Raw genomic sequence first — 24,539 nt, 5'->3', positions numbered from 1 at the left:
CCATGCTGTTTTCCTCTCCACGGCCCGCGTCGCCGGCGCGCAACGCCGCGCTGCAAGCAGCCCAGGCGTCGCACGCGACGTGTCGCGTCGGTGCGCCGCAAGACGCCATTGCCGGCCTGTCCTCGCTCGATCGACGCCTGCTCGAGCAGTACTTCAACACGTACTGTCGCGAGACCGGCCATTTCGACCCGCGCACCCCGCATGACGCGGATGCCGGTCTCGCGCACGACTTGCGCACCGTCGTGCAGGGCTGGCGCGACGCGGGGCTCGACGTCGCGGCGGTCACGTTTCCGGATGACGGGGCCCGCCTGTACGTTGCGCTCGACTACTTCTCGCCGATCGGATTTCACCGGCTGGCGCCGTGCGCGGCCATGCAGCTGCCCGACGGCGGCGCGGCGCCGTTCGATGGCGTCGACGCGCTGACCGAGCGCATCGCACGGTCGCTCGAACGCCGCTTGCCGTCGGGCGATCCCGCATGGCCGGCGCGGTTCGCGATGCTGATGGGCAACAGCGTCGAGCGCGTGCGTTACTACCACGCGCGGCGTGCGGAGCAGGCCGGCTCGGCGTTCGTCCGCGCGGAACAGTCGCTGTGCTTCGGTCATGTGTTCCATGTGACGTCGAAGGCATCGGAGGGGTTTGCCGAGACCGACATGCAGGCATTCGCGCCCGAGCTTGGCGCGTCGTTCAGGCTGCATTACTTCGCGGTCGCGACGAACTGGCTCGACACGCATTCGATCCACGGTGCACAGCCGCCGATCGATCCCGACGCGATGCATGCGGCGGCCGCGTTGCTCGGCGACAGCGAATACCGGCTGCTGCCGTGCCATCCGTGGCAGGCGGATTACCTGTTGCAGCAGGACACGATCCGCGCGCTGCTCGCGCGCCGCGAGCTGATCTCGCTCGGCCCGCTCGGCGAAGTGGCGTGGCCCACGTCGTCGGTTCGGACGGTCTGGCTGCCCGTGCAGCGACGGTTCCTGAAGCTGCCGCTCGACGTCCGGATCACGAATTTCGTGCGCAACAACCCGCCCGAGCAGGTGGCCCGCGCACTGGACGCAAGCCGCTACATCGCCGCACTGCCCGCCGACAGCCGGGCGTCCGATGCGTTCGAGATCCTGCTTGACGGCGCGTGCGCGTCGCTGGCGACGGACGATGGCGCATTGCGCGCCAGCACGGCCGTTCTCTATCGCGACGGCATGCGCGATGGCATCGGCGACGATGCGCAAGTGCTGGCGACCGTGCTCGAGGAGCCGGCCGAAGGCGAGCCGCCGCTCGCGATGCTGCTGCGCGACGCGCTCGGGACGGCTCCCGGCGGCGACCGCGTCGCCGCGTGGTGGACGCGCTATCTGGACGTCACGCTGCTGCCGCTGTTGCGCCTGTTCGCCCGTTACGGCGTGAGCCTCGAGGCGCACCTGCAGAACGCGATGGTCGCGTTTCGCGACGGCTGGCCCGTGCGCGGCTACGTGCGCGACATGGAAGGGGCGAGCATCAGCCGCACGCGTTGCATCGATCCGGCGTGCCTGTCCGCCGACAGCCCCGCGCTCTACCGCGACGAAGACGCATGGAAGCGCTTTCTCTACTACGTGCTCGTCAATCACGTCGGACATGTCATCGCGAGCGCGGCGCGCTCGGGCTACGGCGACGAAGCGCTGCTGTGGCGCGTGACCGCCGAGGCCTGGTCGCGCGACCCCGATCCGGCCGTCGCCGCGCTGCTGGACGACGTGCGCAGCCGGGCGACGCTGCCGGCGAAGGCGAACATGCTGAGCTGTTTCGGCCGGCACGGCGAGGCGCCGGCCTGGGTCGAGATTCCCAATCCGCTGGCAGTCGAGGAGGTGCGCGCATGAAGTTCTCCGCATTCGAGGCGCTGCTCGGCAGCGCCGCCTATCGCGATGCCGGACAACGGGTCGTGCGTCAGCTGCTCGAGGCGCTCCTGTTCGAACGCGCGCTGCCGGACGTCGCGTGGTCGGGCGAGACGTTGTCGATTCCGGCAACCGGCGCGGACGGCGAGCCGGTGTTCTATCGGTGCAGCGCCCGCCGCACCGTGTCGTTCGGCCGGGTCCGCATCGTGTCGCCGGTTCGGAGGACTCATCGCGGCGTCGAGGCCGATGCCGACGACGTCGCCCGGGTCGTCGCGGAGCTGGGGCCGCAATTGGGCGCCGATCCGGTGCGTCTCGCACAATTCGGCGCCGAGCTGGCGGCGACGCATGTGAAGGATGCGCAGACCCGCGTCGCGCAGGCCGGGCGGCTGCTGCGGAGCGCCGGTTACGACGAGATCGAGTCGGCGTTGACCGGTGCGCATCCGTACCATCCGGGGTACAAGTCGCGCATCGGGTTCACGCTCGACGACAACGCGCATTACGCGCCGGAATGCTCGCCCGGCGTGGTTCCGCTGCTCGTCGCGGTGCACCGGGAGCAGTGCCGGTCGAGCGCGAGCCGGGATGTCGCCGCGCGCGATCCGCGCCATCTGCTGTCGCCGGAGGAGCGGGCCGCGTTCGACGTGCAGCTCGCGCAACGCGGCCTGGAACCGGCCGACTATCTGCCGCTTCCGGTGCATCCGTGGCAGTGGAGCGCGATCGCCGAGACCGGCTGCCACCACGCGTTCGCGCGACGCGACCTGGTGCCGGTCGGGCCGCTTGCCGACCGCTATCGCCCCCAGCAGTCGATTCGCACGCTCGCCAACGTGGATCGGCTCGACGCGCCGTCGCTCAAGCTCGCGATGAACCTCGTCAATACGTCGACGTCGCGGGTGCTCGCGCCGCATACCGTCTCCAACGCCGCTCCGATGAGCGACTGGCTCGACGATCTCGTCGCACGCACGGACTGGCCGGAACCGCTCGCGCGCCCCGTGATGCTCAAGGAAGTTGCCGGCGTCGCCTACGTGCCGCCCGCTCCGGTGGCGGGGCAGTATGGCGCGCTCGGGTGCATCTGGCGGGACAGCGTGCATCGGCACTTGCACGCGGACGAGGCGGCGCTGCCGGTGACCGCGATCACGCACGTCGACGCGGACGGCCGGCCGCTCATTGCCGACTGGGTCGCCCGATACGGCGCGCGGGCATGGGTGCGCCGGCTCGTGGAGCGGGCATGGCTGCCGGTACTCCATCTGTTGTGGCGCAACGGCACCGCGCTCGAGTCCCATGCGCAGAACATGGTGCTGCTGCACGCCGACGGATGGCCGACGCGCGTCGCGCTGAAGGACTTCCACGACGGCGTGCGCTACTCGAAGCAATGGCTGTCGGTCGCGCCGCCGGCGCTGAATGCGCCGCCCGCCGAACATGCGCGCGTCAACCCGAATTCGTTCATCGAGACCGACGATGCCGACGAATTGCGCGATTTCACCTGCGATGCGCTGTTCTTCGTCAACCTGGCGGAGATCGCGTGGTTCTTCTCGCGCCACTTCGATCTGGACGAGGCCGAGTTCTGGGCGATCGTCGCGCGCGCGATTCACGACTATCAGGTGCGCTGCCCGGATCTGGCGGAACGCTTCGCGCTGTTCGACTGCTTTGCCGAGACGATGGAGATCGAGCTGCTCGCGAGCCGCCGCTTCCTGCCGGAAATCCGTTTGCGGACGCGCGCCACGGCGAATCCGCTCGCGCAGCCGGAGTACGCATGAACGCGCCCGCCATGCCGTCATGCTCGCTGAAGGTGCGCCTGCGCGACACCGGCGGGCCGCCGCTGGTCGGCCTGTTCTGCTCGACGCCCGCGCCGCTGACCGTCGAATTGATCGCGGCCGCGGGATACGACTTCGTCGTGATTGACCTCGAGCACACGCTGATCGACGGTGCAACGCTGGGCGCGATGCTGCTGGCCGCCCGGGCGAGCGGCGCCGCGCCGCTCGTGCGGGTCGCCGCGCTTCATCAGATCGTGCCGGTGCTGGATGCGGGCGCGCAGGGCGTCGTCATCCCGCGCGTGCGCTCGGCGCACGACGCGCGCGAGGCGGTGCGCTTCGCCCATTACGCGCCGCTCGGGCAGCGCGGCCTGAACGCGACCGGTGCGAGCGGATTCGGCCGCGACGATCTCGCGCTGGCGCTCCAGCGCGCAGCGGCCGACACGCTGGTCGTCGCAATGATCGAAGACCGCGACGGGCTCGATGCGCTCGACGAGATCGCATCGGTCGACGGCGTCGACGTGCTGCTGGGCGGCGCGGCGGACCTGTCGCAGGACTTCGGCGTGCCTTGGCAGACCGGGCATGCCGACGTGCGTGACGCGCTCGCGCGCATCGAGGCGGCCGCGCGCGCGCACGGCAAGACCTTTTGCGCGCTGCCGCGCAATGCGGACGAAATCGCCGCGATGCATCGCGCCGGCGTCCGCCTCGCGATCGGCGGAGACGATCGCGGGATCGCGCGACGCGCGATGGCCGCGCAGCTGCGCGCCTGTTTGCAAGACTTTCACGGAAATCCACGATGAATCGGACATTGATCGAACGCTATCTCGACGGCGCGGCGTCGCCCGTCTGCGCCTATCTCTACGATCTCGCGCATTTGCGCGTGCGCACGGCCGGGCTGGTCGCGCTGCTGCCGTCAGGCTGCGAGCTGTTCTACGCGATCAAGGCGAACAGCGATGCGCAGGTGCTGCGCACGCTCGACGGCGTCGTCGCGGGCTACGAAGTGGCTTCGCTCGGCGAGGTGGTCCGCGCGCGTGACGTCGGGCCGCACGCACGGATCGTATTCGGCGGGCCTGGCAAGACCGACGCCGAACTCGAAGGCGCGCTCGCGAGCAACGTCGAGCTGTTCCATGTCGAGAGCCCGCTGCAGCTGCAACGGCTCGATGCGGTCGCGGCGCGCATGGGCCGGCGCGCGCGGGTGCTGCTGCGCGTGAACCCGAACTCGCTCGCGGCCGACCGCGACGACCGGCGGCCGCGGGGCACGCTGACGATGGGCGGGCAGCCGACGCAGTTCGGCATCGAGGAGGATGCGCTGCCGGACGCGATCGCGCTCGCCCGCACGCTGCCCGCCGTGGAGCTGGCCGGGCTGCACGTGCACGCGCTGTCGAACAACCTGGACGCGGACTCGCATCTTGCGTTGATGCGGCATTACCTGTCGCTCGCGAGCCGGTTGCGCCGCGAGCACGGGCTGGCGCTGGAGACGCTCAACGTCGGCGGCGGGATCGGCGTGAACTATGCCGACCCGTCGCGCGGCTTCGATTGGCCGCGCTTTTGCGCCGGGTTGAGCGGGGTGCTGGCGGACGCCGATGCGGGTTGCCGGATCGTGTTCGAATGCGGGCGCTTCATCGCGGCCGACTGCGGCTACTACGTCACCGAAGTCGTCGACCTCAAGCGCAATCACGGCAAGCACTTCGCCGTGCTGCGGGGCGGCACCCATCATTTCCGCCTGCCCGCGTCGTGGCAGCACGACCATCCGTTCTCGATCGTGCCGAACGACGCGTGGCCCTATGCGTTCGCGCGGCCGTCGCTCGAGCGCGGCGCCGTGACGCTGTGCGGCGAGCTGTGCACGCCGAAGGACGTGCTCGCGCGCGATGTGGCGGTCGAGCGCCTGCGCGTGGGGGACCGGATCGTGTTCCGGCTGGCGGGCGCGTACGGCTGGCACATCTCGCATCATGACTTCCTGAGCCATCCGCATCCCGAACGGGTGTTCGTCGAGCCGGCGCGCGATGCGCAGCCGATTCCGGGGGGGCAAGCATGAAGCTGGCCGCGTTGCCGATCGAATTCGTCTCAACGGCGGCGATCCTGCCGAACGAGGAGCACGACCACGCGCACGCGGCGGAACTGGCCCGCGCGATGCAGTACAGCGGCTTGTGGCGGGTGCCGATCATTCTCGAACGCGACAGCTTCGCGGTGATGGATGGTCATCACCGTCTTGCGGCGGCGCACGCGCTCGGGCTCTCGCGCATTCCGGCGTTGCGGCTCGAGTACCGGCAGGTCGAGGTGGTGGCGTCGCGCGACGGCTTCGTCGTCACGCCGGAGGAGATCGTCGCGCGTGCGCGCGGCGGGCGGCTCTATCCGCAGAAGACGACACGGCATCTATTTCCGTCGCCGATTCCGAACTGCAATATTTCCCTGGTCCTGTGCCGCGGCGACGTGATGTCCGGTTGCTGACCGTCCAGCGTCGCCCGACCGGGCCGGCGCCTGGTCGAGGTTCATCCCGCCGGGGGGAAGGGACACGGTCCTGCCGCGCGGCGCGAGCCTTGGCCGGCATGCGATTCCGGCGTTGGCCAGCCACGGCGGGAAGCCGAATCGGGCACGTCCTGCCCAGGGTAAAGCCGACCCTAAAGCTATGGGGCGTACCTGCCGTTATCACCGGCTATCGCAAACGTTTGAGCGCCCGCCATTCAGTTCACATGAGACCGTTGAAGACCGCCATTCGAACCAAGGGCGATCTGCTGCCCATCCCCGCCGCGGAGCGGGACAGGATCGCGCTCGAATGCTATATGGCGTTGTGCACGCTCCGTTCCGGCCGGGGCGATGGCCATACGCTGACCGTGCTGACGCACGCGCTCGTCGCGACGCACTTCCTGCTGGAGGCGGGGGTGAGCGACGATCGCGAGCGCCGCGCGACGTTCGACGCGGCCCAGGACGCGATCAACCGGTGCGATCCGGCCGCCGCCGTGGCCGGCACCTGTGCGCCGGCGAGCGATGAGGCATCGGGCGCGATCGCCGGGCTGCTGGCGCTCTACGATCGCCAGTTGCGGCTTGCGCCGCGCGCGACGGTGGCGCAGGTCGCCGAACGGGTCGACGCGTATCTGGGCAGGTCGCGCGACGCCGCGGGCGAGACGGAGCAGTGCGCGGCGTAACACGTGTCGCGGCCGACGCCTGACGGCGCGCGGCCTAGATCCGCGCCAGCGTGCCGTGATCGGCTTCGCCGCCGTAGTATTTTTCGAGCGCTTCGACGAACACCGCATTCTCTGAGGTCGCATGCGCGAACAGCGTGACCGACGACCGGAATTTCAGATAGTCCGGATAGCCGAAAATCTCCTGGATCGAGCGGCCGTCGACGTGGTTGACGAGCCGCGTGCATTCGCGCAGCCGTGCGCCGAGCACCGGATGCCGAAGATACGCGTCGGCTTCGTTCAATGACGCGATCGCGTACCGCTGCGCCATGACGCTGTCGCCGAGCCCTTCGATCTGCGGAAAGACGAACCACATCCAGTGACTGCGCTTGCGGCCGCTGCGCAGTTCGTCGCAGACCTGCGCATACACCGGCTCCTGCGCGTCGACAAAGCGTTGAAGGTCATAGGGATCGTCCATGTCTCCCTCCGTCCATCCCGGCGCGGCCCGCCGCGCCGACGTTCATTGTGATCCGGGTCCGGAGGGCATGCAAATGCGCCCCGCGTCCCGCCGGATGGCCGCGCGCCGGCGACAGGCGTAGCATGAAGAATCCGGCCAGCCGCGATCCTGGCGGATGAGCCGCGCACCACGGACCGGTCGCGGCCGGCCACGTGTGACGGGCCGGCAAAGGAGCCTCGATGCGCCCGCAAGCGACTTCCGCGTCACGCGTCAGACGTTATGCGATCGCCGCCGCGATCGTCGTCGCCGGCCTGATCGCCGTCGGGCGCGTCACCGGCGTGCTGGTCGACTGGCTGTGGTTTGCTTCGGTCGGCTACGCGAGCGTGTTCTGGACGATCCTGCTCACCCGGGTGCTGCTGTTCGTCGTGGCGTTCGCCGCATCGGCCGCGACGATCGCCGCGTCGGGCCTGCTCGCGCATCGTTACGCGACGCGCATCGAGATCTGGCAGGTGGAAGAGGCGTTGTCGACGCGCGCGGAGGAGGCCGTCAGGGCGATGGCCGGGCAGATCCTGGCGCGCATTCCGTGGCGTTTCGTGATTGTGGTCGCCGCGGTCGTGCTGGCGCTGGCGATCGCCGGCAACGAGATGTCGAACTGGCCGGTCGCGCTGCGCTTTTTTCATCAGGTGCCGTTCGGCGAACGCGATCCGATCTTCGGCAAGGACATCGGCTTCTACCTGTTCTCGTTGCCGGCGTGGATCGCGGTCAGGAACTGGCTGCTGCAACTGCTCGTCTGTAGCGCGCTCGTCGCGGGCGCCGTCTACTGGCTGCGCGGCGACCTCGCGCTGCGGGCGCCGAAAGGGATTTCGTCAGCCGCCGCGGTTCACGGTTCGGCGCTGCTGGCGCTTCTGTTCCTGCTGAAGGCGTGGTCGTGGTGGCTGGACCGCTTCCTGCTGCTCTACGACAACAACGACGTCGTGGTCGGCGCCGGCTATACCGACGTCCACGTCGTGCTGCCGGTGCTGTGGCTGCTCATCGGCGTGGCGATCGCGGCGGCGGCCGCGTTGGTGGTCAACCTGCGCCGGCCCGGCTATCGGCTGCCGGCCGCCGCCGCGCTGCTGGTGTTCGGCGGCGGGTTCGTGCTCGGGGTCGTCTATCCCGCGCTGTTCGAGCGCTTCTACGTGAAGCCGAGCGAACTGCAGCTCGAGACGCCGTATCTCGCGCACAACATCGCGCTGACGCGGCAGGCCTACGGTCTCACCCGGATCGCGGTCCAGCCGTTCGACGCCGGGCAGGGGCTGAATCCCGCGGCGCTCGAGGCCAATCGCGCGACCATCGACAACATCCGGCTGTGGGACACGCAGCCGCTGATGGATACCTACGCGCAGCTGCAGGAAATCCGCACCTACTACAAGTTCTTCTCCGTCGATATCGACCGCTACGCGCTCGCGTCCGGCTACCGGCAGGTGATGGTGTCGGCGCGCGAACTGGAGCCGGCGATGCTCGCCGGGAACGCGCGGACCTGGGTGAACCTGCACCTGCTGTTCACGCACGGCAACGGCGTCGTGATGTCGCCGGTCACCGAGAAATCCGCGGAAGGCCTGCCTTCGCTGTATCTGCGGGACATTCCGCCCGTCGCCGACGGCGGGCCGGCGATCAGCGAGCCGCGCGTCTATTTCGGCGAAGGCGAGCAGGGCTATGTGATCGTGAAGGGCAGCGTGCCCGAATTCGACTACCCGAAAGGGGATGGCAACGTTTACACGACGTACGGCGGGCGCGACGGCGTCGCGATCGGCGGCCTCGCGCGGCGCAGCCTGTTCGCGTGGCAGTTCGACGATCCCAACATCCTGCTGACCCGCTACGTCACGCAAGACAGCCGGATGCTGTTCCATCGCAACATCCGCGACCGGATCCGAACGATCGCGCCTTTCCTGTCGCTCGACCACGATCCGTATCCGGTCGTGAGCAATGGGCGCGTGTTCTGGATCCAGGATGCCTACACGACCAGCCGCTGGTTCCCGTATGCGCCGCCGGGCGTCGGCGACGGCGACAACTACATCCGCAACGCGGTCAAGGTGGCGGTCGACGCGTACAACGGCACGGTCGACTTCTATGTCAGCGATCCGGGCGACCCGCTCGTGCGGACCTGGCAGCGCATCTTCCCCGGCATGTTCAAGCCGCTTGCGGCGATGCCGCAGGACCTTCGGCAGCATGTCCGCTACCCGGAGGACCTGTTCCTGATCCAGGCGAACCTGTACCGCGCGTACCACATGGATGCGCCGGAAGTCTTCTACAACCGCGAGGATCTGTGGCAGTTCCCGCGCGAGCTGAGCGATATCGACGGCGGCGATGCCGCGGGCACGCGGATGGCGCCGTACTACACGATGATGCGCCTGCCGGGCGACACGGGCGCCGAGTTCGTGCTGATGCTGCCGATGGTGCCGAGCCAGCGCGAGAACATGATCGCGTGGCTGGCGGCGCGTTGCGATCCGCCCGAGTACGGCAAGCTGATCGTCTATACGTTCCCGAAGGACAAGCTCGTCTACGGGCCGTTCCAGATCGAGGCGCGGATCCAGCAGAGCACCGAGATCTCGCAGCAGATCTCGCTGTGGAACCAGATGGGCTCGCGCGTGATTCGTGGCCATCTCGTCGTCGTGCCGATCGAGCACTCGATCCTCTACGTTTCGCCGCTCTATTTGCGTGCGGCGTCCGGGCAACTGCCGGAACTGAAGCGCGTGATCGCCGCGTATGGCGAGCGCGTCGTGATGGAGGACACGTTGAGCGCGGCGCTCGCGGCGCTGTTCAAGGAAACGGCGCCGGCGGCCGCGCCGCCCCCGGGGGCGGCGGATGCGCGCGCCCGCGAAGCCCTCGCGCATTACGAGCGCGCGCTCGAACGGCTGAAGGCGGGCGACTGGGCCGGCTTCGGCGCCGAGCTCGACGCGCTGCGGCCGCTGCTCGAATCGATGGGGAGCGGGCATGCCGGAACGCGCAAGTGAGCGGCGCGCGTCGAATGCGCGATTCCTGTGCCGCGGCCGGCGCAGGCGGGACGGGCGCTGCTGTTCCTCATTGCGGCGGCCGTCACCGTCGGGTTGCTCGCGACGTATCTCCGGGCGGCGGCCGTCAGTTGCCTTTCAGCTTCACTTCGGCGGCACCACCTGACCGCGGATTTCACCGGCCGGGTAATCCTTGGTATGCACGTTGACGTACAGGTTGCCGGCCAGGAACGCCTGGGCGTCGGACGGCGACAGCGTCACCTCGCCGGTGAGCGGGCTCTCGGCCGACATCGCGCCCTTCTTCGACAGCCAGATCAGGGGCGACGCATTCTTGCCGACCGGAGCCGGGCCGTGGAAGTGCGCCATCGTGGCGGCGCTCGACAGGCCGTTGAAGGCGACCGTCCACGTGACGACCCGGGTGTCCGGATCGTAGGTCAGGTCGGCCTTGCCCGTGCCCTGGGTCTGGACGGGCGGGACTTCCTGCGAGCCGGCAAGCGGCACGGAAAACGACATCGGCGCCGCCTGCGCGAGCGTCATCGATCCCGCGCACGCAAGCCCGGCGAGTACCACGGAGGCCCGTCGCGACATTGAAGTAGGCATCTGCAATCTCCGATCCGGTTCCGCCGGGCCGGACGGCGACCCTTCGCCGTCGTTCGACCGGGGCGAGAGAACCGGAAGCAAGAACACGTGGAAAGGGAAATGCAGGCTTTGCCGCAGCGATGGCACGAACGCGAGAAAGGGACAAAGCCCGAAAACCATTCTAGGTCAGCCAGTCCGGTTTGCCTGCGGTGCGATGACAAGTCGTTGCGCGTCCACCCGACCCAGGGTGGTTCACAGGGCGCCATGGAGGCGCCCTGTGCTCACTTCGAAGCCCGAGCCGATCAGGTCTGGGTCGTGTTCATCACGTTGACCGGCGTGAACAGGCCCTGGTCGTATTGTCAGGCGTCGCTATCTTACGTGCTCCTGCAGCAACGCAATCATCCGGTGCGCCAGCGGCGACACGTAGGCGTCCGTGCGGTGAATCGCGCCGATGCGCCTGCGCAATTCAAGCTCTCCGGGCCGCAAGTCGAGCGCGCGCACACCTGCCAGCATGTCGAGCGCCTCGGTGCCGCCGACACACAGCAGTTGCGTGCCGCGCAATAGCTGGATCAGCGCCGTGCTGCCGAAATCCGTTTCGATGCGCAGGCGCGGCCCCGCGAGCTTGCGCGTGCGGAACGCGTCGTCGATCTGCCGGCGCACCGGAATCGTCGTTTCGGGCAGCAGCCATTCCTGTTCGGCAAGATCGGCGAGCGTGAGGCCGCGCTTGCGCTGCAGCGGGTGCGCGTCGTCCGCGAGGACCGACAGCCGGTCGCGGAACAGCTCGACGATCGTGAGCGCGTCGCGCGTCTGTTGCGGTTCCGGCGCGACGACCAGGTCGAGCTCGCCGGCCGCCAGCAGATCGAGCAGATCGCGCGCGAGCCGCCGCCGCAGGCGCAGCCGGGCGGCCGGCCGCTCGCGGATCAGTTGCCGGCACGCGCCGAGCACGAGCCCGTTCGGCACCGTCGGCGAATAACCGATCCGGACCAGCCCCTGTTCGCCGCCGCTGATCGCACGCATCTCTTTCATCGCGTCGTCGTACTCGAGCGCGATGCGGCGCGCGCGGGCGATGAACTGCGCGCCGGCCGGCGTCGGCGCCATTCCGTTCGCGGTGCGGTCGAACAGCGTCACGCCGACTTGCGCCTCCAGCCGCTGCATCGCCTTCGTCAGTGCGGGCTGGCTCAGGCCCAGTGCGTCGGCCGCCTTGCCGATGCTGCCGTGCCGCTCCACGGCCAGCAGGTATTCCAGGTCGCGCGTCTCCATCAGGGAATTCCTCTTGGTTATGCCTTTATAGCCATCACTGCATTGCGGTGATGCCTGCACATCTTACAGACTGGCGGCACTGCTGGACTACGGAGAATCCGATTGAGCTTTGCCTACTTCCTGCGGCGCGCGGCCCGCTACTGGGGCGACCAGCCCGCCGTCCTTCACCGCGACCGCGGCATCACCTACCGCCAGCTCGACGAGCGTTCGTCGCGGCTCGCGAACGCGTTGCGCGGGCTCGGCTTCGCGCCCGGCGCACGGATTGCCGTGCAGGCGCGCAACTGCATCGAGCTCGTCGAGATCGAGTGCGCGCTGTACAAGGCGGGCCTCGTCAAGGCCGCGCTGAACCCGCGCTTCACGGCCGCCGAGGCGGCGGACGTTGTCGGCAACTGCACGCCGGCCGCGTTCATCGGCGGGCGCGGCTACACGCACTACACGCCCGATTCGCCGGGCTTCCGGTCGGTCGAGCGGTTCGTGTCGCTCGACGACGCGGTCGACGGCTATCTCGACTATGAAACGCTGCTCGCGCAGGCGAGCGCCACCACGCCCGATTACGCCCCCGCGCCCGACGATCTCGCGGTGCTGCATTTCTCGTCTGGCTCGACGGGCCGGATCAAGGCCGCGATGCAGAGCTACGGCAACCGGCTCGCGTCGCTGCGCAAGATCGTGCTCGGGATGGATCGCCCCGCGCAGCCCGGCGACCGGCTTGCGCTGATCGGACCGGTCACGCATGCGTCGGGGATGCTGATGCAGCCGTACCTGTTCTGCGGCGCGACGCTCGTACTGTTCGACGCGTTCGATCCCGCGCATTTCCTCGCCGAGGTCGCGCGGCTGCGGATCACGCACGCGTTCATGGTGCCGGCGATGATCAACATGGTGCTGAACGAACCCGATCTCGTGGGCGCGGACCTGCGCAGCCTGAAGGTGCTCGGCTATGGCGCGGCGCCGATGGCGCCGGCGCGCATCGAGGAGGCGTGGTCGCGCATCGGGCCGGTGCTGTCGCAAGGCTATGGTGCGAGCGAATCGACGTCGGGCGTCACGCGCCTCGGCATCGCCGATCACGCGCATGCGCTGCTGCGCGACCGCGCGCGGCTCGCGTCATGCGGCCGGCCGTTCGGCGAGACCGAGGTGCGGGTCGTCGATGCGCAAGGCCGCGAGGTCGAAGGCGACGCGATCGGCGAGATCGTGATTCGCGGCGCGGACGTGTTCCAGGGGTACTGGAATGCGCCCGAGCTGACGCGCGACGTGCTGGTCGACGGCTGGCTGCATACCGGCGATCTCGCGTGCATCGACCGCGAGGGCTTCATCTACCTCGTCGACCGCAAGAACGACATGATCATCTCGGGCGGCTTCAACGTGTACCCGACCGAAGTCGAGGCCACGCTGTACCAGCACGCGGACGTGCTCGAAGCGTGCGTCGTCGGCGTGCCCGACGACAAGTGGGGCGAGACGGTGAAGGCGGTCGTGGTGCTGAAGCCGGGCCGCGACGCACTGGCCGGCGACCTCGTCGCGCACTGCCGCGCACGGCTCGCCGACTACAAGCTGCCGCGCTCCGTCGATTTCGTCGCGGACCTGCCGAAGAACGCGAGCGGCAAGATCGCCCGCAAGCTCGTTCGCGAACAGTACTGGCACGGCGTCGCGCGACGCGTCAACTGAAGGGGATGCCCATGTTCGATCATCTGGATCGCCCGGAATTCGCGACGCTGCGTAGCGACGTGCGCCGCTTCGTCGACGACGAATTGCGGCCGATCGAGCGCGAGCTCGGTCTCGGCTCCGAGGACGCGTGGCCGCGCGATGTGCTGCGCCGCGTGTGGCGGCGCTCGGCCGAGCTCGGCTTCTATACGGCGAGCCTGCCTGTCGCGATCGGCGGCAAGGGCCTGTCGATCGTCGAGCTGTGTGCGCTGAAGGCGGACCTCGCCGCATCGGGCGCGGCGCTCGCGCCGCACGTGCTCGGCGAGCTGGGCGGGCCGCCGCGCGTCGGCAACATGCTGAAGTACGCGACGCCCGCGCAGCTCGATCGCTACTTCAAGCCGGTGATGCGCGGCGACAAGTCGACCTGCTTTGCGCTGACCGAGCCGCATTCGGGCTCGGATGCGATGAGCATTCGCACGACCGCGGTCGAGGACGGCGACATGCTGGTCCTGAACGGTACGAAGCACTACATCAGCGGCGCGCCGTTCGCCGATTTCGCGATCGTGATGTGCGTGACCGACGCGTTGGCGACGCCGCCGCAGATCACCGCGGTGCTGGTCGATCTCGACCTGCCGGGCGTGAGCGTCGAGCACGAATACGTGCCGATGTCGGGCCAGCACATCGACGCGGACATCCGCTTCGACAATGTGCGTGTGCCGCGCGAAAACGTGTTCGGCGGTGTCGGCAACGGCTTCCGGCTCGGGATGTCGCGCATCAACGTGAACCGGCTGCTGCATTGCCCGACGATGCTCGGCCTCGCGATGTCGGCCTACGAAGCGTCGCTCGACTATGCGCGCACGCGCCGGCAGTTCGGCGGGCCGATCGCGCGCTTCCAGGCGATCCAGCACATGCTCGCCGACATGGCCGCCGCGCTGTGGGCGTGCGAAAGCATGATCGCACACACCGCCGCGCTCGCCGACGCGGGCGCGGACCTGCGGATGACGGCCGCCGCGTGCAAGCTTTACGTGTCGGAGCGTTGCTTCGAAGTCGCGGACAAGGCCGTGCAGATCCACGGCAACGTCGGCGTGACGCGCGGTCACCCGGTCGAGCAGACGTTCCGCAAGCTGCGGATGTTCCGGATCCTGACCGGCACGAGCGAGATTCAGCGCAACACGATCGCGAAGGCGATCCTCGAGCCATCGGGCGCGGGAGCGTGACGCATGGCGGCCGCTCCGGAACGTGACGGCGCCGCTGCGCCAGGCGGCGGGAAGCCGTCGTGGTCGTGCCTGAACGGCGTGACGATCATCGACGCCAGCCAGCTCCTGCCCGGCCCACATGCGTGCGCGCTGCTGCGGCAGCTCGGTGCCGACGTCGTCAAGGTCGAACCACCGGGAACCGGCGACGCATTGCGGCACTTCGGCGCCGACGCGTTCGCGCAATTCAACCGCGGCAAGCGTTCGGTCGCGCTCGACCTGAAGACGGCGCCCGGCCGTGAACGCTTCCTCGCGCTCGTCCGTGACGCGGACGCGGTCGTCGAGGGGTTCCGTCCCGGCGTGATGGCGCGGCTCGGGCTCGGCTACGACGCGCTGGCGCGCGTCAACCCGCGCATCGTGCTGTGCTCGATCTCGGGCTACGGGCAGGACGGCCCGTATGCAGCGCGCCCCGGCCACGACCTGAATTTCCTCGCGGAAGCGGGCTACTGGGCGACTCCGGCGCAGATCGACGATGCACTCGCGCGGCCGCGCGTGCGGCTTGCCGATCACGCGGCCGCGCTGCACGCGGCGCTGGCGCTGTCGGTCGCGGTGATGAGCGCACGCGCGGACGGCCGCGGCCAGCATCTCGACGTGTCGATCCACGACGCGATGTTCGCGTGGACCGCGCCGGCGGCGTGGGCGATGCGCGGGCATTGCGACGCGCCGGACGACGTTCGATGGGTCATGCCGGACAACGATCTGTTCGAGACCGCCGACGGCCGTCACGTTGCGCTCGCGACCCTCGAAGACAAGTTCTGGAACACGCTGGCCGATACGCTCGGCGACGCGTTTCCCGCGCTGCGCGATCCGCGCTTTGCCGCGCGCGCGGGCCGGCAGCGGCACAAGCGCGACGTGAGTGCGCTGCTGCGCGCAGTCTTCGCAACACACACGCTAACCGACTGGATGCGCATGCTGCGCGTGCTCGATCTGCCGGTGTCGCCGCTGCACGATGCGGACGAACTGTTCGCCGATCCGCACGTGCGCGCACGCGCCATCGCGCGCGAGATCGCCGGCGACGGCTCGCTCGCGGTGCGCTTCCCGGTGAAGTTCTCGCTCGGCCTGCCGGACGGAGACGATCACGTGCCGGCGCTCGGCGAGCACGGCGGCTGACCGGCCGGCATCGCGGCCGGCGGAGAACAACACAACCGATGGAGACTTGGATGACGACAGACGGCGCGCAATACCGTCCGTGGCGGGCATGGTCGATCGCGACCCTGCTCGCGCTGATGATGCTGGTGAACTTCCTCGACAAGGTCGTGCTCGGGCTCGTGTCGGTGCCGATGATGCGCGACCTGCATCTTGGCCCGACGCAGTTCGGCCTGATCGGCGGCAGCCTCAACTGGCTGTTCGCGATCGCGGCCGTCGCGGGCGGCGTCGCCGCGAACCGCTGGCCCGCGAAATGGCTGCTGCTCGGCATGGCGGCCGCGTGGTCGGTGCTGCAGCTTCCGATGCTCGCCGCCGGTTCGATCTGGGTCGTGATCGCATGCCGCGTGCTGCTCGGCATCGGCGAAGGCCCCGCGTCGCCGGTCGCAGTGCACGCGCTCTACAAGTGGTTTCCGGACGCGCGGCGCAACCTGCCGGTCGCGCTGCTGCACCAGGGCAGCGCGCTCGGCCTGCTGATCGCCGGGCTCGCGATGCCGGTCGTCACGACGCACTGGGGCTGGCGCGCGAACTTCGCGCTCCTCGCGCTGCTCGGTGCAGCGTGGTGCGTCGCGTGGGCCGTGTGCGGGGCGGAAGGCACACACGTGCGCGCAGCACAAACGGCGGGCGGCGAGCGCGTGCGCTACGGCCTGCTGCTGACCGACCTTACCGTGATCGGCAATTTTCTCGGGCACTTCGCCGCGAACTGGATCCTCGCGATGACGCTCACGTGGATGCCGCGCTATCTGCAGCTCGGGCTCGGCTTCGGGCCGCACGAGGCGGGGCGGCTGTTCGCGCTGTTCGTCGCGACGACGTCGCCGCTGAGCCTCGCATTCGCGTGGTGCTCGCAATACCTGCTCTCGCGCGGCGTGCCGTCGCGGCACGGGCGCGGCACGTTCGTCGCGGCGACGCTTGCCGTCGCCGGCCTGATGCTCGCGGCGATGGTGACGCCGGGCCTGCCGCCCGCCGTGAAGCTCGCACTGCTGACGCTCGGCAGCGGGATGACGCTGACGATGTATTCGATCGGGCCGGCGATGCTCGCCGAAGTGACGCCGGATGCGCAGCGCGGCGGCGTGCTTGCGCTCAGCAACGGCTTCGCGTCGCTCGCCGGGCTGGGCGCGCCGGTCGTCACGGGGATGCTGATCGACGCGAGCGGCGCATCGACCGCGCGAGGCTTCGAGCAGGCATGCCTCGTGTGCGGCGTCGTGCTCGTCGTGTGCGGGCTGTTCTGCGCGATCTGCGTCGATCCGCAGCGCTCGCTGCGGCGCATGGCGCGCGAACCGCGTCGTGCGCCCGCGGCGATGCGGATCTCGCGCGGCTAGGCAGGATCGCTCGCGCAAGGCCGGCCGATCCGAAGTGGACGAACAGGAAATCAGTCATACGAAAAGAAGGACGGAGACAGGCGGTTCAACGAAAGAGAAGGAGGAGACGCATGAGGAAGGTGATGGTGGCGGCGCTGCTCGGCGCACTGTCGGGGCTGCCGCAGGCAACGCACGCGCAGTCGAGCGTCACGCTGTTCGGCCGGATTGGCGGCGGCGTGCGCTGGGTGAACGGGTTGACGGGCGGCAGCCAGATCGGTTTCAACAACAACGTGATCGCCGGCAACGAGTTCGGCCTGCACGGCAAGGAAGACCTGGGCGGCGGCATGCAGGCGCTGTTCGTGCTCGACGGCGCGTTCAACAGCGGCACCGGTGCGCTGAAGACCGCCGGCACGCTGTTCTCGCAGGCCGCCTATGCGGGCTTGTCCGGCGGTTTCGGCCGCATCACGCTCGGGCGCCAGTTCAATGCGGCGGAAGACCTCGGCATCGTCCTCGATCCGCTCGGCGGGCGCGGGCAGTCGCTCGCGGTCGAGCCCGGCGTGCTGTTCGACGGCAACTTCTTCACGCTCGATTCGCGCTTCAACAACACGGTCAAGTATCTCGGGCAGGCAGGCGGCCTGCGGTTCGGTGCGAGCTGGTCGCCGGGCGGCGTCGCGGGCAATGTGCGCGCCGGCACGAACTTCTCGGCGGCGGCGATGTATGCATTCCAGAACGTGCTCGGCGGCGCATCGTATGCGAAGACGTACAGCGCCGACGGCACGCAGTCCGCGCAGACGATCCAGGCCGGCGGCACGCTGCAGATCGGCCGAGCGCGCTTCTACGCGAGCTACGCATCGCTCGCGGTCACCGCGCGCAAAGCCGGCGCGCCGACCCGGCGCGACGACATCCCGTCGCTGGGCATGGTCGTGCAGGCGACGCCGTTCCTGCAGATCACCGCTGCGGGTTTCTACGACCGCGCGCGCGATCTCGGCAACGTGACGGGCGCGGGCGGCCACAAGCTGACGACCTATGCGATCGCCGAGTATTTCCTGTCGAAGCGCACCGAGGTCTATGCCGAAGTCGATCGCAACGGCGTGACCGGCGCCTACATGCGCGATCCCGCGACGCTTGCCACGCTGAGCCTGCGGCCCGGCGCGAGCGCGACGACCGGTGTGTCGCTCGGCCTGATGACGCGCTTCTGAGCGGCGACGTTTCTTTCAACTCTCGACCCGGAGTCCATTTCGATCATGCGAATCCGATTCACGCTTTTTTCACTCATGCTGGCCGGTGCGCTGGGTAGCGCTGCCGCATTCGCGCCCGTGCACGCGCAGCCCGGTGACGCCGGCCTGGCGGCGTCCGCTGCGGAGGCGGCATCCGCAAGCCTGACGCCGAAGCAGCGCAAGACGGCCGACCGCAAGCTGATGCGGCGGGTCAGCGCGGCGCTGGCCCGCACCCGCGGACTGAACGCGACCCGCATTCTCGTGCGGGTGCGCGACGGCAGCGTGACGCTCGCCGGCTCGGTCGCCGACACGAGCCAGGCGAGCCTCGCGGCCGTCGTCGCGAAGCGCGTCGACGGCGTCGTGTCGGTGACGAGCCAGTTGCGCATCGACGACCAGCCCTTGTGACACCGACGCGGCCGCACGGTGTGCGGCCGTCGTCTTTACCGGACGACCCACTCATGCAGATTCATCGATTCCTTCGCGATCCGGCCGGCGCAAGCCGGATCGCCGTCCCGCTGATGCTGGCCGGCTGTCTCGCGTCCGGCGCGGCGTTCGCGCAGGCTGCAACCGGCCTCCGCGCCACGGACGTGATGCAGGGCTTTCCGCCGCCCGCCGACAAGGTGGTCGGCAAGGTGAACGTCTTCACGCCGACAAACCTGCGCTGGGCGCTGCGCAACACGCGCCTGCTCGTGCCGACCGACGGCATCCGCCACGCGGCGGCGCCGTTGCCGCTGCCCGAGCGCGCGGTGCCTGATCTCGACGCATTGCCGGTCACGATCGGCGGCGCGACACTGACGCTCGACGACTATCTGCGCCATACCGCGACCGACGGCTTCATCGTCGTGCATCACGGCCGGATCGTATATGAGCGGTATTTCGGCGGCTTCCGGCCCGACCGGCCGCATGCGTGGGCATCGATGACGAAGTCGGTGACGGGGCTGCTCGCCGCGCGGCTTATCGAAGCGGGTGCGCTCGACGCAGGCGCGCCGCTTGCACGTGACGTGCCGGAACTGGCCGCCACGCCGTTCGGCGCGGCGACGCTGCAGCAGAACCTCGACATGGAAGTGCCGATGACCTACGCGCCGGGGCTGCCGCCCGATCTCGGCCTGTTCGGCGCGGTCGGCCTGCTGCCGCGCCGCGCCGACGCGCCGGACAGCATCGTCGCGTTCCTGAAGACAGTGCGGCCGGTGGCGGACGCGGCGCCCGGCACGGTGTGGTTCTACCAGAACGGGTCGCCCGAGGCCGTGGCATGGGCGATGCAGCGCGCCACCGGGCAATCGTGGAGCGCGCTGGTCGAACAGTGGTTGTGGCGCGATTTCGCCGAAGACGATGCGTATGTCGCGGTCGACCGCAACGGGATGGCGATGGCGAGCGGCGGCCTGCATACGACGCTGCGCGATGCGGCGCGCTTTGCCGAACGCATGCGTACAGGGCTCGGCGGTGCGCAGGGCGTGCTCCCGGCGTCGACGATCCGCGCGGCGCTGCGGCCCGCGCAAAACGCGGCGCTGTTCGCGAAGGGCAATGTCGTGCCCGGCAAGGACGGTTACGCGTATCGCGACTACTGGTATCAACTCGACGATGGCGACGGCTCGTTTGCTGCCGCGGGGCGCTTCGGGCAAGCGATCCTCGTCGATCCGAAGGCCGCGCTCACGATCGTGAAATTCTCGTCGTCGCCGGATTTTGCGCCCCGTGCGCGCGATGCGCAAAGCGGGACCGAGCGCACCCGCTCGCCGCTCGAGCGTGGCGATGCGCTGGGTCTCGTGGCGAAGGCGCTGGTTGCGCGGTTGCAGTCGCCGCGGTAACACCCGCGTCGATCGGGCGGGATGCGGGCGTGATCCCGTTCAGGCATGCGGCGCATGCCTAGGCATCGTCCTGAGCGCGAGCGGCTTGGCGCCTATGCGGATTCGTTGTCGCGGGCGCGGCCGCCGCGACGCGCGCGCTTGGCCTCGGCCGCCGCCGCTTCCGTCGTGCCGCACCACTCGTAGAACATCGAAAACAGGCTCGATTGCGAGCCCACGCCGAGCTTCGCGTAGATGTGCTTCTTGTGCGTGCGGACGGTTTCGAACGAGATCGACAGCTTGTCGGCGATCGCTCGCGACGAGTACCCGCTGAGCGACAGCATCGTCACGTCGATTTCGCGCGCGGTCAGTCCGCCGTGTCCTGCGTGTTCGGAAAACATCGTCAGGCGATCGCGCAGATCGGGCGCGTGCGCTTGCGCGGCGGGCAAACCGGACGCTGGCTTGCCGAAATCCTCGAAGCGCAGGCGCTGCTGCATCAGCGCCAGCACCCACGGTGAAAACAGGGTCAGCAGTGACGTTTCGCGCTCGTCGTAACGCTGCTTCTTGCTGATCGAGAAACCCATCACATGATCCGAATCGACGATCAGGTTGAAATGGGCCTCGTCACCGACGATGTTCCGTCGGAAGTAGCGTTGATAGTATTCGGTCGCCTTGAAGTTGTCGGGTGCGACGTCGGCGAGCAGGCAGAGGCCGGACGCGCGGCGCTCGAACGCGTCGAGATAGAACGGGTCGAGCTGATAGAACGCGGCGACGTACTCCTGGAACAGCAGGTCGACCTGGCCGTCGGGCAGCGCCTGCTCGGCGCAGACGAGCGGCGGCCCATGACGTGCGAAGCGCAATGCGACCCACGCATCCACCGCGATGTGGCGCTCCAGCACACGCGTGAGCCTTGCCCAGAAATGTGGCCCGTCCAGCGCATCGATCAAGGTGGCGATCTCGCGGTGAAAAGCGAGATCCTGCCATTCGAGGTTCATGACGTCTCCATTGAGGTAACCCATCTGGGGCGTTACGGACAAAAACATTATGAAGATAATGCGTCGATCAAGTCAGGCGGCCCGCGACGAAGCGGCCAACCATTGCTGCATATTCAAAAGGAGCATCCGCATGCAAGTCGAACTCGCTCAGCTCACCCTCGTCGACTGCGACGTCGAGCACAACACGCGCAAAGTGATCAACGCGATCGAGGCCGCCGACGTGGCCGGCGGCACTCAGCTCGTCGTCTTTCCCGAGACGACGTTGTCAGGCTTTCCGACGCGCGAGAACGTCTTCGACATCTCGCAGCCGATCGACGGTGCGGCATTGACCGCAGTCCGTGCAGCGGCCCGGCGTGCGCGCGTGGCGGTCGTGGTCGGTCTCGCTGAGCGCGACGGTGGCGAATGCTACAACACCTCGGTGCTGATCGACGCAAGCGGCGAGGTCGTTTTGCGTTATCGGAAGGTTCATCTGTGGGCGACGGATGTCGGCGTATTCACGCCGGGCGACCGTTACGAGACGTGCGCATGGAACGGGATGACCGTCGGCCTGCAGATCTGCTACGACATCGAATTCCCCGAAGGGGCGCGTGCGCTCGCGACGCTCGGCGCCGATCTGTTTATCGTCACCGACGGCAACATGGATCCGCTCGGCCCGGTGCACCGGCGAGCGATCGCCGCGCGGGCGATGGAGAACCAGGCGTTCGCGGTCATGGTGAATCGCTGCGGCGACGGTGACGACAACCTGACATTCCCCGGCGAATCGGCGCTCGTGGATCCGTTCGGCGAGGTCGTCGCGTTGGCTGCCGCCGACGAAACCACCATCAAGGCGCGGATCGACCGCTCGCTTCTTGCGGCGAGCCGCAAGGATTATCGGTATCTGGACGATGCGCGGGTGTCGCTCGATCTGCCGCGCGGCCGGGCGGCGGCAGACGGGGCGAACGTGCTGGTCATCCCGCGAAAGGCGGCGAGCGCCACATAACCGCACAGCTCCCTACGACAGGCCGCCGGCACGCATCCGGCGGCCGTTGACGACTTCATACAACGAGACAAGGCAGGAAGCGCGATGCGCAACACGGAGACACATTCACATCTGAAACGGACGCTCGGCTTTTCGTCCGTCTTGCTGTTCGGGCTGGCCTACATGGCACCGCTCATCGTCTACGGCACATATGGCGTGCTTGCGAAGGCCAGCGGCGATACGGCCGCGCTGTCTTATCTGATTGCGCTCGTCGCGATCGTGTTCACCGCAATGAGTTACGGCAAGCTCGCGCGACTTTATCCGATGGCGGGTTCCGCCTATACGTACACACGCAAGGCATTCAATGCGAATCTCGGGTTCCTGATCGGCTGGGCGACGCTGCTCGACTATTTCTTTCTGCCGATGGTGATCTGGCTGATCGGCGCCGCGTATCTGGGGGCGGCGTTTCCGGCGATTCCTGCATGGGTGTGGATCGTGGCATTCGTCGTGACGACGAGCGTGCTCAACATCGTCGGCATCGAAGTGGCGGCGCGTTTCAACATCGTGCTGATGGCGATGCAGTTCGCGATCCTCGTGCTGTTCGTCGCGTTGTGCTGGCACTATGCGTCGTCGGCGGCGGGCCCGGGCGGCATGGCGATGGCGGCGCCGTTCTTCAAGGCCGATGTGCCGGTGTCGTCGATGTTCGCGGGCGCGGCGATCGCGGCGTACTCGTATCTCGGATTCGATGCGGTGTCGACGTTGACCGAGGAGACGGTCGAGCCGGAAAAGAACATCCCGCGGGCGATCGTCGGAATTGCGCTGATCGGCGGGATCATTTTCATCGTCGCCGCGTATTCGATGCAGCTCGCGCATCCGGGCGTTCGATTCCATGACGTGGATTCGGCTGCGTTCGAAGTTGCGAAGAAGGTCGGCGGCGACGTGTTCGTTGGCGTATTTCTCGCGGGGTTGATCATTGCGCAGTTTGCGTCCGGGATTTCGGCGCAGGCGAGCGTCGGGCGGTTGCTGTATGCGATGGGGCGTGACGAGGTGCTGCCGAAGCGGGTGTTCGGGTTCGTTCACCCGCGCTTCAAGACGCCGGTGTTCAATATCGCGATTGCGGGCACGATCGGCTTGCTTGCATTGAAGCTCGACGTGACGACATCGACATCGTTTATCAATTTCGGCGCATTCCTCGCGTTCTCGATGGTGAACCTGTCGGTAGCGAAGATCCATCTGTCCGGCCGTGGCGAGAACAGGCACATGGGACTCCTTGGCGGGCTGGTCTTTCCGATGATCGGTCTGGTTGCGGATATCTGGCTGCTCACGAGTCTCGAGCGGACGGCGATCGTGCTCGGGGTCGCGTGGTTCGCGATCGGGGTCGCCTATTTGGCGTGGATTACGCGATTGTTCAGGCAGCCGCCGCCTGAGGTGGCATTGTAAGGTCCGCATTGAGAAGCTCGGACAGAAATGCGTGTTAGTGTTTCGGAGCGGGATTCCCAATGTGAACGAGAGGTGAGTGATGGATCGGTCAGACAAGTCGGCAAAAGCTCGTGCGGCACTTGACCAACTGTTCTCGGGCGCTCCGCCCGCGGACGCGAATCGCGCGTCACGTTCCGGCAGTCCGTTCGACGCGCCAGACGGCAGCGCCGGTGTCGATCCAGGCGTTCGCGGCAGAGTCGAAGTCGCGCTGTCGACAAGAATCCAGCTGCGCGGCTACCCGAATGCGGACGCGTTCATGAAGCGCATGGCCGAAGCCTGGGGCTTGGAGTGGGGCGCATATGACAGCGTTCAGGCCGTGGCAAGACTGCCTGCCGGATGGCGATTCCGCCAGCTTCCGGGCGTCACGCAGATCGTCGACAGCCACGACATACTGCGCGCGGAGAGCAGCTTGCAGGGTGGCGAGATGTCCTATCTGAAAGTGCATCCTCGATACTATATCGACGCACGCAAGGGGTTTGCCTGGGGACGATCATCGATGGCGGCCGATGATCCGGAGCTGGACGGCCCCGACTGGCAATGCTTCGTGATCGATCGGGAAAAATCCGGCGAAGTGCATGAAATGACGAGTTCGTCGTTGAAAGCCGATCTGGACCGTGCGCGAACGACATTGCTGAAATGGCTTGACGAGAACTACCCCGATCATCGTGATCCCTTTGCGTATTGGACGGATTGCGAACGTGCGTCGTAATCCGATCCCGATTTTCTGGGCAGCGTCCGGCGCGGCGGTCGCGCCGACTGGTCTGCTTTAGGAAATCCGGA

At 68.2% G+C, this 24,539-nt stretch carries 21 protein-coding genes; 17 read left to right on the top strand and 4 right to left on the bottom strand.

Annotation, left to right across the window (positions count from 1 at the left end):
• The first annotated feature begins 2 nt into the window (after positions 1-2).
• The 6 genes from B7P44_RS25890 to B7P44_RS25865 all read left to right on the top strand — a co-directional run bounded on the left by B7P44_RS25890 (position 3) and on the right by B7P44_RS25865 (position 6,744).
• Complete coding sequence (locus B7P44_RS25890) at positions 3-1,841, top strand: IucA/IucC family protein (protein ID WP_084908781.1); 1,839 nt, start codon at positions 3-5, stop codon at positions 1,839-1,841.
• Positions 1,838-3,607 carry an IucA/IucC family protein gene (locus tag B7P44_RS25885; protein WP_084908780.1) on the top strand — a complete coding sequence of 590 codons (1,770 nt, stop codon included), beginning with the start codon at positions 1,838-1,840 and terminating at the stop codon, positions 3,605-3,607. The genes B7P44_RS25890 and B7P44_RS25885 overlap by 4 nt, the downstream gene beginning before the upstream one ends.
• The gene (locus tag B7P44_RS25880; protein WP_084908779.1) at positions 3,604-4,401 is read left to right on the top strand and encodes an HpcH/HpaI aldolase family protein; all 798 of its coding nucleotides are present in this window, start codon (positions 3,604-3,606) and stop codon (positions 4,399-4,401) included. The genes B7P44_RS25885 and B7P44_RS25880 overlap by 4 nt, the downstream gene beginning before the upstream one ends.
• Positions 4,398-5,636 (top strand): type III PLP-dependent enzyme, encoded by a 1,239-nt coding sequence (locus B7P44_RS25875; RefSeq protein ID WP_084908778.1) that lies wholly within the window; start codon positions 4,398-4,400, stop codon positions 5,634-5,636. Before B7P44_RS25880 ends, B7P44_RS25875 begins: the two co-directional genes overlap by 4 nt.
• Positions 5,633-6,049 carry a ParB N-terminal domain-containing protein gene (locus B7P44_RS25870; protein ID WP_084908777.1) on the top strand — a complete coding sequence of 139 codons (417 nt, stop codon included), beginning with the start codon at positions 5,633-5,635 and terminating at the stop codon, positions 6,047-6,049. Before B7P44_RS25875 ends, B7P44_RS25870 begins: the two co-directional genes overlap by 4 nt.
• A gap of 242 nt (positions 6,050-6,291) precedes the next feature.
• Positions 6,292-6,744 carry a hypothetical protein gene (locus tag B7P44_RS25865; protein WP_167389826.1) on the top strand — a complete coding sequence of 151 codons (453 nt, stop codon included), beginning with the start codon at positions 6,292-6,294 and terminating at the stop codon, positions 6,742-6,744.
• A gap of 34 nt (positions 6,745-6,778) precedes the next feature.
• On the opposite strand, the gene B7P44_RS25860 is transcribed toward B7P44_RS25865, so the two are convergent.
• Positions 6,779-7,198 (bottom strand): DUF1810 domain-containing protein, encoded by a 420-nt coding sequence (locus B7P44_RS25860; protein WP_084908775.1) that lies wholly within the window; start codon positions 7,196-7,198, stop codon positions 6,779-6,781.
• Positions 7,199-7,416: 218 nt separating this feature from the next.
• Between B7P44_RS25860 and B7P44_RS25855 the strand changes: the two genes are divergently transcribed.
• Entirely contained in the window at positions 7,417-10,170 is a 2,754-nt protein-coding gene (locus tag B7P44_RS25855) for a UPF0182 family membrane protein (RefSeq protein ID WP_084908774.1), read from the top strand.
• Between the two features lie 141 nt (positions 10,171-10,311).
• On the opposite strand, the gene B7P44_RS25850 is transcribed toward B7P44_RS25855, so the two are convergent.
• Both B7P44_RS25850 and B7P44_RS25845 read right to left on the bottom strand, forming a co-directional pair.
• The gene (locus B7P44_RS25850) at positions 10,312-10,767 is read right to left on the bottom strand and encodes a CHRD domain-containing protein (RefSeq protein WP_167389825.1); all 456 of its coding nucleotides are present in this window, start codon (positions 10,765-10,767) and stop codon (positions 10,312-10,314) included.
• A 348-nt stretch (positions 10,768-11,115) separates the two neighbouring features.
• Positions 11,116-12,006, bottom strand: coding sequence for a LysR family transcriptional regulator (locus B7P44_RS25845; protein WP_084908772.1), 891 nt, complete (start codon positions 12,004-12,006; stop codon positions 11,116-11,118).
• 102 nt (positions 12,007-12,108) lie between these two features.
• Here B7P44_RS25845 and B7P44_RS25840 point away from each other — a divergent pair, with 102 nt between their 5' ends.
• From B7P44_RS25840 to B7P44_RS25810, 7 genes are all read left to right on the top strand, one after another.
• A complete protein-coding gene (locus tag B7P44_RS25840) occupies positions 12,109-13,662 on the top strand; it encodes an AMP-binding protein (protein ID WP_084908771.1) in 1,554 nt (517 codons plus the stop codon).
• An 11-nt stretch (positions 13,663-13,673) separates the two neighbouring features.
• A complete protein-coding gene (locus tag B7P44_RS25835) occupies positions 13,674-14,855 on the top strand; it encodes an acyl-CoA dehydrogenase family protein (RefSeq protein ID WP_084908770.1) in 1,182 nt (393 codons plus the stop codon).
• A gap of 3 nt (positions 14,856-14,858) precedes the next feature.
• Positions 14,859-16,001, top strand: a complete 1,143-nt coding sequence (locus tag B7P44_RS25830) for a CaiB/BaiF CoA transferase family protein (protein WP_084908769.1) — start codon at positions 14,859-14,861, stop codon at positions 15,999-16,001.
• A gap of 50 nt (positions 16,002-16,051) precedes the next feature.
• Positions 16,052-17,353 (top strand): MFS transporter, encoded by a 1,302-nt coding sequence (locus B7P44_RS25825; RefSeq protein WP_084910025.1) that lies wholly within the window; start codon positions 16,052-16,054, stop codon positions 17,351-17,353.
• A 110-nt stretch (positions 17,354-17,463) separates the two neighbouring features.
• On the top strand, positions 17,464-18,531 hold the full coding sequence (locus B7P44_RS25820; RefSeq protein WP_084908768.1) for a porin: 1,068 nt from the start codon (positions 17,464-17,466) through the stop codon (positions 18,529-18,531).
• 45 nt (positions 18,532-18,576) lie between these two features.
• Positions 18,577-18,954 carry a BON domain-containing protein gene (locus B7P44_RS25815; RefSeq protein WP_084908767.1) on the top strand — a complete coding sequence of 126 codons (378 nt, stop codon included), beginning with the start codon at positions 18,577-18,579 and terminating at the stop codon, positions 18,952-18,954.
• Between the two features lie 53 nt (positions 18,955-19,007).
• Positions 19,008-20,351 carry a serine hydrolase domain-containing protein gene (locus B7P44_RS25810; RefSeq protein WP_084908766.1) on the top strand — a complete coding sequence of 448 codons (1,344 nt, stop codon included), beginning with the start codon at positions 19,008-19,010 and terminating at the stop codon, positions 20,349-20,351.
• Positions 20,352-20,443: 92 nt separating this feature from the next.
• On the opposite strand, the gene B7P44_RS25805 is transcribed toward B7P44_RS25810, so the two are convergent.
• A complete protein-coding gene (locus tag B7P44_RS25805) occupies positions 20,444-21,322 on the bottom strand; it encodes a response regulator transcription factor (RefSeq protein WP_084910024.1) in 879 nt (292 codons plus the stop codon).
• Between the two features lie 130 nt (positions 21,323-21,452).
• On the opposite strand from B7P44_RS25805, the gene B7P44_RS25800 reads away from it, so the two are divergent.
• The 3 genes from B7P44_RS25800 to B7P44_RS25790 all read left to right on the top strand — a co-directional run bounded on the left by B7P44_RS25800 (position 21,453) and on the right by B7P44_RS25790 (position 24,468).
• Positions 21,453-22,301 carry a carbon-nitrogen hydrolase family protein gene (locus B7P44_RS25800; protein ID WP_084908765.1) on the top strand — a complete coding sequence of 283 codons (849 nt, stop codon included), beginning with the start codon at positions 21,453-21,455 and terminating at the stop codon, positions 22,299-22,301.
• An 84-nt stretch (positions 22,302-22,385) separates the two neighbouring features.
• Positions 22,386-23,720, top strand: a complete 1,335-nt coding sequence (locus B7P44_RS25795) for an APC family permease (protein ID WP_084908764.1) — start codon at positions 22,386-22,388, stop codon at positions 23,718-23,720.
• Positions 23,721-23,799: 79 nt separating this feature from the next.
• Complete coding sequence (locus B7P44_RS25790; protein WP_084908763.1) at positions 23,800-24,468, top strand: nitroreductase; 669 nt, start codon at positions 23,800-23,802, stop codon at positions 24,466-24,468.
• The last annotated feature ends 71 nt before the right edge of the window (positions 24,469-24,539 follow it).

Source organism: Burkholderia ubonensis subsp. mesacidophila (assembly GCF_002097715.1).
In the GTDB taxonomy this organism is placed as follows: Bacteria; Pseudomonadota; Gammaproteobacteria; order Burkholderiales; family Burkholderiaceae; genus Burkholderia; species Burkholderia mesacidophila.
The sequence above is the reverse complement of the archived record's forward strand: the minus strand, read 5'-3'. Positions and strand labels throughout refer to the sequence as shown.